Genomic DNA, 12,512 nt, shown 5'->3' on the forward strand with positions numbered 1-12,512 from the left:
CTGGCGCGACGCCGGGCTCCTGTTTGGTGAGACTAATACCCCGTTTATGCTCTTCTTTTATCTGCGCGACCGACTGGCTCCGCTTGCCTTTTTTCTGCACGCGCTGGTGTGCGGCTGCAGCTCCGATACCGGACATGGCAAGTTTGAGAAAGTGACGGCGGCCTATGAGGTAAAAAAGGCCGGCCTGATGCAGCGGGATGATGTAGTGGAAAGCTCCGGCCTGGCCCTCGTCAATGACAACGGCGACTTATGGACGCACGGCGACGGCGGCAATACCTCCATCCTTTATAAAGTAACCGCCCAGGGCGACCTGCTCCAGCGCCAGCGCATCCCCGATGCCAACAACATAGACTGGGAAGACCTGGCTCAAGACCGCAAGCGCGGCTATTTATTTATTGGTGATTTCGGCAACAACGGCAACAAGCGCCGCGACCTGCGCATTTACCGCCTAAATACTGCCGACTTCAAGAAGGTGGATACCATTGCCTTTAGGTATCCTGATCAAAAGCTGTTTCCTCCGAAAAAGCCTGCCCGCAACTTTGACTGCGAGGCCTTTTTCTACCACAACGACTCCCTCTACCTATTCACCAAAAACCGCGGCGAGGGGAAATGGGTGAAGGAATACGTGCTGCCTGCCCGCCCCGGCAATTACGTGGCTACGCTGGCCGACAGCATCCGCATCAGCAGCTGGATTACCGCCGCCGATATCAGCCCCGATGGCCGGCAGGTAGCGCTGCTGGGCTATGGCAACGTGTACCTGTTTGAGGGACAGCCGGGCCGCCGGCTTTTTCAGGGTAAGAAGTATTGCCTGCCGGTAGAAAAAACCGGGCAGGCCGAAGGACTGGTTTACCTCAACAACCAGGATTTTGTCATCAGCAATGAGAAAGGCCGGCTCTACCACGTCAAGCGCCGCACCGATGTGGCTATGCCTTAGCCCAGTCTCTGGCCGGGCACATTCCAACTGCCTGCTCAGCTGTTAAGCTGTTACCCAACCCCTCTGTTCATCACTAGCAAAGCTTTATCATGTCACACACCATTCTGGTTACCGGGGCTACCGGCACCGTGGGCTCCGAAGTTGTGAAGGCCCTGTCTAACTGCGGGGTTACCGTACGCGCCGGGGTACACTCCCTTATCAAAGGCGACCGGCTAAAAAAGCTTAACCCCGCCGTGCAGCTGGTGGAGATGGACTTTGCTAATCCGCAAACCCTGGCTGTGGCTCTTACCGGCGTGGATAAAGTAGTGTTGATTACCCCGTTTGATGAGCAGCAGGTGCAGGAAGCCAAACAGCTGGTAGATGCGGCCCGCGAGGCCGGCGTGCGCTACATTCTGCGCGTATCGGTGCTGGGGGCTGAGCAGGAGCCGGGCATTCTGCTGGGGCGCTGGCACCGGGCCGCGGAGCAGTATATTGAGCAGAGCGGCTTGGCGTACACGCTGCTGCGCCCCAATAGCTTCATGCAAAACTTCCTGGTGTATTACGGCGACTCCATCCGGCAGGAAGGCCGCATCTATCTGCCGCTGGGTGAAGGAAAAATCAGCTATGTAGATGTGCGCGATATTGCGGCCGTAGCCGCCTCCATACTCACAGCCGAGGAGGAGGAGCCACACTACGGCAAAGCCTATACCCTCACCGGCCCACAGGCCCTGAGCGTTACCGATGTGGCACAAGCCATTAGCCAGGCCACGGGCCGGCCGGTACAGTATGTTGATGTGCCGGAGGCAGCCGCCCGCCAGGCTATGCTGGGCGCCCAAACGCCCGAGTGGATGACGGACGCCATGCTGGAGCTGCATAGCATTGGCAAGGCCGGCTACGCGGCTGCCATCACTAACACCATTCAGGACCTGACGGGGCGCGCACCACACACGTTTCAGCAGTTTGCGCAGGACTTCCACCCGCAGTTCTCCCCCGCATAATGTAAATCGAAGTCAAACAAAAAGGCTCCTTACAACCTGTAAAGAGCCTTTTTTGCTGAACGGTAACTACCGCTTAGCGGTCTTCCTCATCGCGGCCACGGTTGCGGCGCGGGGCCGAGCCATAGTCGCTTTCATCCTCGTGCTGGCTGCGATACTGCCCGCGGCGCTCCGGGCCGTAGTTGCGGCTCTGGCTGTAGCTGTCGTAGTCGCCGCGGGAAGGGGAGCCCCCGCGCATGTCGCGGTTACCGGAGGAATATTCATCGTTGTAGGAGCCACCCCGGGAGCCGAAGCCCTCGCGGGAGCTGCCGCCATAGTTGGGGTTGCTGTAGCCGCTCCGGGACTCGTACTGGTCGCTGGGCCGGTCAGAATAGCCGCGGTAGTTGCGCTCATTCCGGTCACGGCTGCCGTACTCAGTCCGGTTCTGGTGCTGCTGCTGCGAGTCCCACTCACTCATGCGGTGACCACCGCCCTGGGAAGGACGATACTCCTCGTTCTGATTGCGGTACTGGTTGCCAAAGCTGCTGCGGCCCTGGTCGTAGCCATGGTTCATGCCCTGGCTATTGCGGTCCTGGTCGCTCATCCAGTTGCTGCCGCGGTTCATACTGCTGCTCATACCACTGTTCATGGAAGAGCGGCCATAGTCCTCGCTGTAGCCCCGGTCGCGGCCCTGGCGCGAGCCATTATCGTTCAGGTGACTGCTGCTGCCCCCGTCCCAGCGCTGCTGGTCCTCTGGCATGCGGTTGCCATAGCTGCCCTGGCGGTTGTAGTCCTGCTGATAGCCGCGTTCCTGGTACCCGTAGCTGTCGCGCTGGCCGTAGCCACCCTGCATGTTGCCTTGGTTCATGTTGCCCCGGCCATCATAATCCTGATAGGAACCGGAGTGCTGGCTGTAGCCGCCGGCAGGCTGGTTGCTGCCGTAATAGCCGCCACGGTTGTCGCCGATGTTGCGGTCATTTTCACGGTACTGGTTGCCATAGCCCCCTTGCGTGCTGCCGTAGCCGTGGCTGCCAAACTCGCCCCGGCCAACGCCACTTTGCATATTCTCGTTCCGGTCACGGTCCTGGTAGCTGCCTTCCATGCTGTTGCCAAAGTTACCACCGTAGTTGCCCATGTTCTGATTCTCCTGCTGGTTGCCCATCATTTCCTGCGAGCCTTTTGAGCGGGAAGAGGAAGAAGTTGGTTTTTTGGCAGTGGAAGATCCGGTACGCGAAGTACTGGAAGTGCTGGCCGAGCCCGTGGGCTTGCTGCTACTGCTGGTACTACGCTTGGTATCCGTGGTTTTAGCCGTAGCTGATTTACCTGCTTGGCTACCGGTCTTCGTTTTATCAGTACCACCAGCACTCATAGCGGATGAGCCCGATGCTTTATTAGCATTGCTACCAGATTGCATACTGCCGCTGGTGCTTCCCATACTACCGGGGGTGGAGCCGGTGCCCATAGAGGAGGAAGAGCCAATGGAAGTATTATTTCCGGGAGAAGTACCCACACTCATACCACTGCTCATGCCAGTACCACCAATACCAGTATTGCTTTTCGCGGGAGAACCGGAGGAAGGAGAACTGCTATTCTGATTTTTAGGGTCGTTGTTCATAAAGCTAGTTTTTAGGGTGGGAAAAAGAAATTATAATACTTTACCTATACGCTCCTGAAAAGCCCTAGTTCAACTATCCCCACCTAAAAACTGTATAACTTCTTGGGATAAAAGCTTGACTATATAGGAGTTTGTAGATAATATTGCTTTCGATAACGGCATGCTGAACAGTATTATTATCGCTAGACTTGAACTTAACTCATAATAAACAGTAGCTTTACCGCCTAATTTACCTACAACCAACGCCATTATGAAAACGGGCAAAGTCAAATTCTTTAATGAGTCCAAAGGGTTTGGATTCATCATTCAGGATGAGAATTCGCAGGAAATTTTTGTTCACCAGACCGGTCTGGTGCATGAAATCCGGGAAAACGACCGGGTTTCCTTTGATGTCATTGATGGCAAGAAGGGCCTGAATGCCGTGAAAGTAGAGCGCATCTAGCTCCTGATTTCTGCTACGCCTATTGCCTGTTCCCGTTCCCTGTCTTTCAGGGAGCGGGAATTTTTTTGTCCAATAAAAAGCCCCTCTCCTGAAAAGGAAAGGGGCTTTTTATTGGCCGACAGCTCAGGCAGGAAAACGGGAAAGCGCTTACTCCGTGGCAGCCTTTTTAGCTACGCGCACCCCCACCGACATAATGCCCGGCAGGGCATCCTGGCGCATGTACTGCTCCAGTGTAATCTTATAGGTGCCGACCTGACGGAACCGCTGTGCCGGCAGCGCCAGAAACTCATGGTCGAAAATATCCCCGGCGCCTTTGCCACGCGGCTCGCCGGTTTTCGGGTCCATCAGCAGCATCTGGTGCAGCAGCGTAGACAGTACCTGCCCGTTGGGCGCCGTAAGCGTGTGCTTCATGTACAGATTATAATAGCCGTAGGAGGAAGCATTGCGGACGTTGAAGTACACATCATACCGCTGCGTGGTGTCGGTGATGGTGAACTCAAACGTAGGCTTTTCCTGCACCACCCATACATAGGGCTGGCCGGTCGTATCCTTCAGATCAATGTTTTTTTCGAATACCTGATTCGGGTCGCAGGCGGTGAGGCCTAGCAGCAGAAAGCCGGCCACCACCAGGGCAGAGGTTTTTATGTTCATACAGCAGGTGGCGTTGTAGCATCCTGACCACCGCCCTGACGGCGGCCCCCGCCGCGCCGGCCATTACGGCCCTGGCGCTCGGTGCGGTTTTCAGCACCGCCGGCAGCGGGCGGTGTACCGCCTTCGGGGCGGGCCTGGCGGCTCTCGCCAGCCTCGCCCGAGGGGCGTGGTGGGCGGTGCCGACGGTTGGCGGGCTTAGCAGCGGCTCCCCGGGGGCGGCCATCACTGCGGGAAGAAGCCGGCGCTGAGGTGCCTGAAGCTTCCGGCGCCTGCTCTGCCCGTTCCGGGCGCTCAGACCTTGCCTGGCGTTCGGGGCGTTCCGGGCGCTCAGAACGCTCGGAGCGTTCCTGGCGGCCCGCAGAGGCGGCCACGTCTGGCGAAGTTTCCGACTTTTTCTTTTTGCGCTTGGTGCGCTTGTTGGCCTTTATCTTGTCGTCAAGGCGGTCTAGGTTACCCTCCACAATGGCCGACACTTCGGGCTGGCGCTCTTCCTCCGTTACCGGGGGCAGCAGCGACTCCGGCTTTTCGCCGCGCTTGTTCATGTCCTGAATTTCGCGCACCCGCTCGGTGGGCAGCATCACCCAGTTATTATCGCCCCGGAAAGCAAACCACATCTTCTTTTTAAAGATGTCTGTCTTCTGCAGGAAGGCCTCGCCTTTTTCCGTTTGCAGGGCCCGCTGCACCTGCGGAATATCCTTCAGAGCCTGCAGGTAAGTATCCAGCTCATAATTGAGGCAGCACTTAAGGCGGCCGCACTGCCCGGAAAGCTTGGCCGGGTTCAGGCTCAGGTTCTGGTAGCGGGCGGCGGTGGTGCTCACGCTTTTAAACTCCGTGAGCCAGGTAGAGCAGCACAGCTCGCGCCCGCAGGAGCCAATACCGCCCAGGCGGCCGGCCTCGTGGCGCAGCGAAATCTGCCGCATTTCTACCCGCACCCGAAACTCTTCGGCCAGGCGCTTAATCAGGTCCCGGAAATCTACCCGGTCTTCGGCCGAATAGAAGAAGGTAGCGCGCGAGCGGTCCGCCTGGTACTCCACGTCGGAGAGCTTCATTTTCAGACGCAGTTCATCTACCACGGAACGGGCCCGGAACATAGTGCCGGTTTCCAGGTCGCGCACGGCTTCCCAGCGCTCCACATCCTGCGGCGTGGCTACCCGCAGAATGGGGCGGATATCCTTAGAATCGAGCGGTACTTTCTTTTTGCGCATTTGCAGGCGCACCAGTTCCCCTTTTAAGGAGACATGGCCCAGGTGCCAGCCGTTGCCGGCGGCTTCTACCACTACGGCGTCGCCGGTAACCAGGGGCAAATGCTCGGCATTGCGGAAGAACTCTTTCCGGCCACCTTTAAAGCGGATTTCTACGATATCGAAACCCTTAAAGTCAGCAGGCAGGTCCAGGTCCTGCAGCCAGTCGAATACGTTGAGGCGGTTACAACCGCCGGTGCTGCAACTCCCTTTGGAGCCGCAGCCGGCAGCAGTGGTGGAGCAGCCCCCACCGGAAGAACAAGATGAACAAGCCACGGCTTGAGAATATATATAGTGAGGCGGCTAGAAGCCGCACGAAATCGGTTTCAACAAAGATAAGCATTTCGGAAAGGGTGGCTTACCTGCCGAAATCAGCAGGCAGAACCTCTAGTCCGTGTTTTTCCGGAGGCAGGCGACCAAGCATGAGAAGCCGGGTGCTTGGTTTAAGGAATATCAAGTTTACAATATTATGAACAAGATTTTGTCATTATGGCAAAAATGAATGGGATTAATTTTGTTCTACTATACTAAAATCATACATTTTGGGACTCTTTTACATTTTTCACCTTCACCCCCATCCATTTTGATGAAGTTTTCTTCCCTCTCCGCTAAAGTAGGCGCTCTGGCGCTGGCTACCGTTGTATTTGCTTCGTGCTCCGAGAAAACCGAAGTGGCTAAAGATCAGGTTTCGCCTGAGGCTATTGCCAAAATCCAGTCCATGGGCTTCAGCACCCAGAACATCCAGCGTGATGGTGATGCTTATGTGGTAGAAGGTGATATCCGCCTGACAGACCGCGACTTGGCCGGTGCTTATAGCAACGGTAAACTGATGCGGGTAGGTGAAGCTGAGCAGTATCGCACCACAAACCTGGTATCTGCTCCCCGCGCCATCACTCTCTCTCTGTCGTCTAAAATGCCGGCTTCGTATGGTGCCGTTCTTGACGAAGTAGCCCGTCGCTACAACGCACAGGGCCTGAGCCTGACTTTCTCGCGCGTAGCTTCCGGTGGCAGCATCGTGCTAAACACGGCTAGCGGTAGCTACCTGGCTTCGGCTGGTTTCCCAACCGCCGATGGTCAGCCTTACAACTCGGTAAAGGTAAACACCCGCGCTATCGGCACGGTATCCACCACGGCCCAAATCAACTACGCGGCTACTATCATTGCTCACGAAGTAGGTCACTGCATCGGTTTCCGCCACACGGACTATATGGATCGTAGCTACAGCTGCGGTGGCTCGGTTTCGAACGAAGGCGCCAGCACCGTGGGCGCTATCCTGATTCCCGGCACGCCTTCAGCTGCTGATCCAAACTCCTGGATGCTGGCCTGCATTGGCAGCGGCCAGAACCGTTACTTCAATGCCAATGACGTAACTGCTCTTAACTACCTCTACTAAACTGCCGTTTGGCTGCGTAAGCAGAGTTAGTTGAAAATACCCTGGCCCATTTGGTCAGGGTATTTTTTTGTGCCTGTACTTAAGGCAGTTTCTCTGAAAGCAGCGGGACGAAACCCGATGAGTTGTTTTATAAGAATTGATAATTGTATTTTGATTTTATTTAATATAATGATAAATAGATTGAATTAACAATCATTTCCATCACCCCAAACCCCACGCATACTTATGAAAACAACTGCTTTTTCCTCCACTCTCAGCGCGCTGGCTTTGGCTGCGCTTCTGCTTACTTCCTGCTCTGAGAAAACCGAAGTCGCCAAAGACCAGGTTTCGCCCGAAGCACTGGCCAAAATTCAGGCTCTGGGCTTTAGCACCCACAACGTGCAGCGCGACGGGGATACCTACATTGTGGAAGGCGACATTCGCCTGACGGACCGCGACTTGGCCGGTGCTTACAGCAACGGTAAGCTGCTACGCATAGGTGACGTAGAACAATACCGCACTACCAACCTGGTAACCGCGCCGCGAAACATCACCGTAAGCGTTTCCAGCATGCTGCCCGCCTCGTACGGCGCGGCGCTGGATGAGGCCATCCGCCGGTATAATGCGGAGAACATGACGCTCAAATTCTCCCGGGTGGCATCGGGCGCTAATATTTCCATTGTGCGAGGTAACGGCAGCTATCTGGCATCGGCGGGATTTCCTACCTCCACGGGCCAGCCCTACAGCCAGGTAAAAGTGAACTCCAATTACCTGGGCGCTAACCCCGGTACCAACTACCTGGGCACCATTCTGGCGCACGAAATGGGCCACTGCATCGGCTTCCGCCACACCGACTTCATGGACCGCAGCTACAGCTGCGGCGGCGCCTATTCCAATGAAGGTGCCAGTTCGGTGGGCGCTATCCTAATTCCGGGCACGCCTAGCGGCCCTGACCGTGACTCCTGGATGCTGGCCTGTATTGGCAGCGGCCAGAACCGGCCCTTCAACAAAAACGATAAAACGGCGCTTGGTTATCTGTACTAAACCGCCAGTCAGATCTAGTTTATCTAACGGCAAAACCGCTCCGGTCATGATGGCCGGGGCAGTTTTGCCGTTAATAGATGGTTACATGCCGCGTCCACTGCCGGCCGTTTTCGGCTCGTACGCGCAGTACATAATGGCCGGGTTTCAGATTGTAGGTAGTAAGCTCGTTAATGACTCCATCCGCTGTGTTTTCCTGTTGGAGCTTGCCAATACCATCATAAAGCCACCACTGCAGGGCAGCCGCATCGGCGGTAGCTATCTGCAGTACCTGGCCCGCTTGCACCGGGTTAGGGAATACGGCCAGGTCATCAGTGGCAAGCGAGAACACCCGTTCGGGGCGGCTGTCAATGGTCTGGCCGGTGCTGGTAATCAGCCGCACCCGGTACAGGCTGCTGCCCGGGGTGGGGGAGGCATCAGTGAAGTGCAGCTGGGTCTGGGTAACCGGCGAAATGGTTTGCAGGGCAACATAGCGCCCGGAGGCATCCTGCCGCTCCAGCGTAGCCGATACCAGCTGGTAGGTGCTGGCCAGCAACACTTCAAAATCGATGGGCTGCGAGGTTACCAGCTGGCTGGGCAGAAACGATATGAAATAGCAGCTGGTGCCTTGCTGATAGTTAAGCAACTGGCTGTGCAGGCCCGGTTTTCCCTGTACCAGGGGCGCCACGGCATAGTAAGGGCTGGGGCTGTCAGCATCAGAAACCATTAGCGTCGTATCGGAAATAACGCGCAACGGCTGGAGGTAAGCGCCCTGCAGGGTATAGAGCTGGTAGTCGGTTACGCCCGGCAGCGCGGGCCAGGCCAGCAGCGCATCCGGGGCGCAATAGTATACGGTGCGGGCCTTCACCTCCGGGCTTATCAAAAACTGCTCGGTTGGCAGGGTGAGGCTGCCAGCCTGGAGCTGCAGATAAACCTGCGCGGCGGTATCGGGTGGGGTCCAGGCGTAGCTGCGCTGCTGCAGGTTGATGTCGGTAGCCACGGTATTCCAAGTGGTAGCGCCTTCGAAGCGGTATTGCAGCGTGGCTGGGGTGGCGGCGCCCAGCCATTGCCACCGAACGTAGGCGGGCTGCCCGGCTTCTACCTGGCTGCCCTGCACCGGCCAGGTCCACTGAAACGCCGGGGCCAGTTCATAGGCCACATAAAATGGCTGAGGGCCGGCCGTTACGGCGTACCCACGCACCAGCACTTGGTACTGCCCGGGAGGGGGGGCTGAGAGGGTAATCTGCTCGGCGTTATTCAGGTGGTCGGAGGCGCGGCGGGCGGCTTTGGTGAGGGAATCGAGGCGGGGGGCGGAGCTGAGCACCCAGGGCTTCCATTTGCGGCCCGTGGTGATTTCCTGCAGCTCCAGGTCCAGGTCGTTGAGAAGGGCCTGGGGGGCGTTGGCCGCCGCGGCCGGATCCAGCCAAGCCAGCGTGCATTTAAGCTGGGCCGTGCCGGTTGGTACGCTCAGGGTGTAGGTGCTGGTAGCTGCCTGGCTGGCCGTGCCGCTAAACAGGCGTTTCTGCTGCACCGTTTGCACGGCGCCTAAGGCATCCAGTTGGCCGTAGCCGGTCCGGAAATCGGGCCCGGCGGCATCTACATCATCAGCAGCATTCAAAAGCACAGCCTTTACCAGCGCCGACGCAGGCAGCTCCCCCGCATATGTCTCGCGGTAGGCCTGCTGCACCAGCAGCGCCGCCCCCGATACCAGGGCGGCGGCATCGGAAGTGCCCCCGGCGCCATAGGCCACCAGCTCCGGCTTCAGGCGGCCATCGTAGGCGGGGCCGCGGGAGCTGCGCGGCGTCAGCTCACTGATGCCGTTGGTGGCCCCCACGCTCAGGGTGTTCTTGGATTGCTTGAACTGGCCGGTGAGGTTGGCTACGCCGGCCAGCCCGACATAGGGGCCATCCGTTGGGGCTTGCTCGCCGCTGTTGCCGGAGGAGAAAACGTGTAGTAGCGTAGGCTCCTGCACCGTTTGCTCATCATAGGCTTTGGCCTCTACCCCGTAATAATTCTCCACGCCCACGCCGTAGGAATGGTTTTGCACCGATACTTTATCCGACTGCAGGCCGGAGAGGTCATCGGGGAGCAGATTGGCGAAATCAGAAGAAGTAAGCCGGGCGGCCCGCGCCGCGCCGCGCCCCTGGGGGCCGGTATTGCCGGCGCCGGCTATCAGGGTGGCCATATCCGTAGCATGGCGCGAGACAAAGCGCCCGGTCAGCGAAAACGGCAGGGACCTTCCCCGCAGGTCGAGGTCGGTGGTATCAAAAGCCTCTTCCTTGATGGAAGCCGTGAGGCCGGCGCCCGTCAGCTCCGGAAACTGATGCCAAACGGCGGCCAGGGTATTCAAGGTCAGATCGGAAGAGGGGATGAGGCGCTCCTCGCGGGCGCGCCGGTTGGATACATCCACAAATTCCACCCATGGGCTGGCAGCCAGCTCGGTTAGCTGATCAGTCTTCAGATTTGAAATTTGAAACAGGCGCCCGGTGGTTCCTAAAGGCAGAAGGCGGGCCTGGGGCAAATGCTGCCGGAGCCAGCTGCGGAATTGCTGCGGCTCCCGCACGCTTACGCGCCACTCCTGGTAGTAGGCAGAGGCAGGCGTGCGCAGGGCGGGTGCCAGTTTCTGCCGGGCCTGCAGCTTTTGCGGCGGACTAGCCGCCGTGCTTTGCGCCCGACTTGTTCCACTCCAGAGCAGCATCAAAAACCAACAGGATACTGCGGAGCGGAGGAAAGATGGACGCATGAAAAGGGAACGTTAACGGGCAAAAAACAGCAGACATTCAGACCAGAGCACGAATCTCAAATGTAGCCAAATGTGGCGTTTGTGCGGCCGGGCCGGTTGGAACTGGAGAACAGCTTGCCATACAAGCAAAAAGAAAGGCCTGCCGGAGCCGGCAGGTCTTTCCTGAGGAAGTAAACGAGGCAAAAGTGGGATTAGGGTTTGAGCACCACTTTCACGCAGTTGTCTTTTTTATTGCGGAAGATGTCGTAGCCGTGGGCCGCCTGGGTCAAGGGCAGGCGGTGGGTGATGATGTCATCCAGCTTCACACGGCCATCTACCACATACTGCAGCAGCTTATCGATGTGCTTGTGCACGGGTGCCTGCCCGCCCCGTAGCACAATGCCTTTATCAAAGAACTGGCCGACGGGGAAATTATCATAGTATGCAGGATACACACCCAGCACCGAGACGATACCGCCGCGGTGCACAGCGCTCATGCAGGTTTCCAGCACTTTAATTGAGCCTTTCTCAAAGTTGACGACGGCCTTGGCGCGGTCCAGCAGGTCCCGGTCGGGCTCAAAGCCCACGGCCTCCACGCACACATCGGCGCCGCGGCCTTCGCTCATGTTGCGAATTTCTTCAAGCACCTGTTTCTGCGACTCCCACAGAATGGTTTCGCAGTTGGCAGTTTGCCGGGATTTGTCCAGGCGGTACTTCTGCGTATCCACAATCACCACCCGGGCGGCGCCCCGCAGCCACGCCGATTTAGCAGCCATAATACCCACCGGGCCCGAGCCGAAGATGGCCACAAACTCGCCGCCTTTCACCTCGCCCCAATCAATGCCGGAATAGCCGGTGGGGAAAATATCGGTCAGGAACAGGGCTTGCTCATCGGTGAGGGAATCCGGAATAATGCGGGGGCCAAAATCAGCATAAGGTACCCGCACATACTCGGCCTGGCCGCCGTTGTAGCCGCCGTACAAATCGGTGTAGCCAAACATGCCGCCCCCTTTCTGGGTGAGCACGCCGCCTTCCGGGCCATAATGCTCGGGGTTGGAGTTTTCGCAGTGGCCGGGCAGCTGATGGTTGCAGAAAAAGCAGGTGCCACAGGCTACGGGAAAGGGCACTACCACCCGGTCGCCGCGCTTGAGGTTGGTAACGCCTTTGCCTACTTCCTCTACTATGCCCATAAACTCGTGTCCCAGCACCATGGGCACGGGCTGCGGGAGCCCGCCGTTATACAGGTGCAGGTCAGAGCCGCAGATGGCGGTACTGGTTACGCGGATGATGGCGTCGCGTGATTCTTCGATCTGGGGGTCGGGCACGTTATCGACGCGGACGTCTTTCATCCCATGGAACACGAGTGCTTTCATACGAATAGTGATTAGGTAGAGAAATAGGACAACCGCTTACCCGAGCTGAGCAGGTATTTTCAGAGGCAGTTATTGAATAACGGGCTATAGTTGAGATGGTTTGCGGACTTGAAGGCGATAATAGTATGTAAGTATTTGATAAAGAGTAAATTAAAAAGGCATGGACAAAATTTTGTCCATGCCTTTTGC

General features: G+C 57.6%; 10 protein-coding genes. 5 read left to right on the top strand and 5 right to left on the bottom strand.

Going from position 1 to position 12,512, the window contains the following annotated elements; all coding sequences use genetic code 11:
* Positions 1-46: 46 nt before the first annotated feature.
* Both AM218_RS01580 and AM218_RS01585 read left to right on the top strand, forming a co-directional pair.
* Positions 47-934, top strand: coding sequence for a hypothetical protein (locus AM218_RS01580; protein ID WP_054411222.1), 888 nt, complete (start codon positions 47-49; stop codon positions 932-934).
* An 89-nt stretch (positions 935-1,023) separates the two neighbouring features.
* Positions 1,024-1,911 (top strand): SDR family oxidoreductase, encoded by an 888-nt coding sequence (locus AM218_RS01585; RefSeq protein WP_054411223.1) that lies wholly within the window; start codon positions 1,024-1,026, stop codon positions 1,909-1,911.
* 73 nt (positions 1,912-1,984) lie between these two features.
* Here the strand turns inward: AM218_RS01585 and AM218_RS01590 are convergent, their stop codons facing one another.
* On the bottom strand, positions 1,985-3,502 hold the full coding sequence (locus AM218_RS01590; protein WP_157547467.1) for a hypothetical protein: 1,518 nt from the start codon (positions 3,500-3,502) through the stop codon (positions 1,985-1,987).
* A gap of 250 nt (positions 3,503-3,752) precedes the next feature.
* Between AM218_RS01590 and AM218_RS01595 the strand changes: the two genes are divergently transcribed.
* Positions 3,753-3,944 carry a cold-shock protein gene (locus AM218_RS01595; protein WP_044515154.1) on the top strand — a complete coding sequence of 64 codons (192 nt, stop codon included), beginning with the start codon at positions 3,753-3,755 and terminating at the stop codon, positions 3,942-3,944.
* A gap of 147 nt (positions 3,945-4,091) precedes the next feature.
* Here AM218_RS01595 and AM218_RS01600 read toward each other — a convergent pair whose 3' ends face one another.
* A complete protein-coding gene (locus tag AM218_RS01600) occupies positions 4,092-4,595 on the bottom strand; it encodes a gliding motility lipoprotein GldH (RefSeq protein ID WP_054411227.1) in 504 nt (167 codons plus the stop codon).
* Positions 4,592-6,112, bottom strand: a complete 1,521-nt coding sequence (locus AM218_RS01605) for a PSP1 domain-containing protein (protein ID WP_197273998.1) — start codon at positions 6,110-6,112, stop codon at positions 4,592-4,594. Before AM218_RS01605 ends, AM218_RS01600 begins: the two co-directional genes overlap by 4 nt.
* A gap of 310 nt (positions 6,113-6,422) precedes the next feature.
* Between AM218_RS01605 and AM218_RS01610 the strand changes: the two genes are divergently transcribed.
* The gene (locus tag AM218_RS01610) at positions 6,423-7,229 is read left to right on the top strand and encodes a M57 family metalloprotease (protein WP_054411229.1); all 807 of its coding nucleotides are present in this window, start codon (positions 6,423-6,425) and stop codon (positions 7,227-7,229) included.
* 225 nt (positions 7,230-7,454) lie between these two features.
* On the top strand, positions 7,455-8,252 hold the full coding sequence (locus AM218_RS01615; RefSeq protein WP_054411231.1) for a M57 family metalloprotease: 798 nt from the start codon (positions 7,455-7,457) through the stop codon (positions 8,250-8,252).
* A gap of 70 nt (positions 8,253-8,322) precedes the next feature.
* Here the strand turns inward: AM218_RS01615 and AM218_RS01620 are convergent, their stop codons facing one another.
* Both AM218_RS01620 and AM218_RS01625 read right to left on the bottom strand, forming a co-directional pair.
* Positions 8,323-10,971 (bottom strand): S8 family serine peptidase, encoded by a 2,649-nt coding sequence (locus AM218_RS01620; protein WP_082318011.1) that lies wholly within the window; start codon positions 10,969-10,971, stop codon positions 8,323-8,325.
* Between the two features lie 191 nt (positions 10,972-11,162).
* The gene (locus AM218_RS01625) at positions 11,163-12,323 is read right to left on the bottom strand and encodes a zinc-dependent alcohol dehydrogenase (protein WP_054411236.1); all 1,161 of its coding nucleotides are present in this window, start codon (positions 12,321-12,323) and stop codon (positions 11,163-11,165) included.
* Positions 12,324-12,512 lie beyond the last annotated feature (189 nt).

The organism is Hymenobacter sp. DG25A, from assembly GCF_001280305.1.
Lineage (GTDB): Bacteria > Bacteroidota > Bacteroidia > Cytophagales > Hymenobacteraceae > Hymenobacter.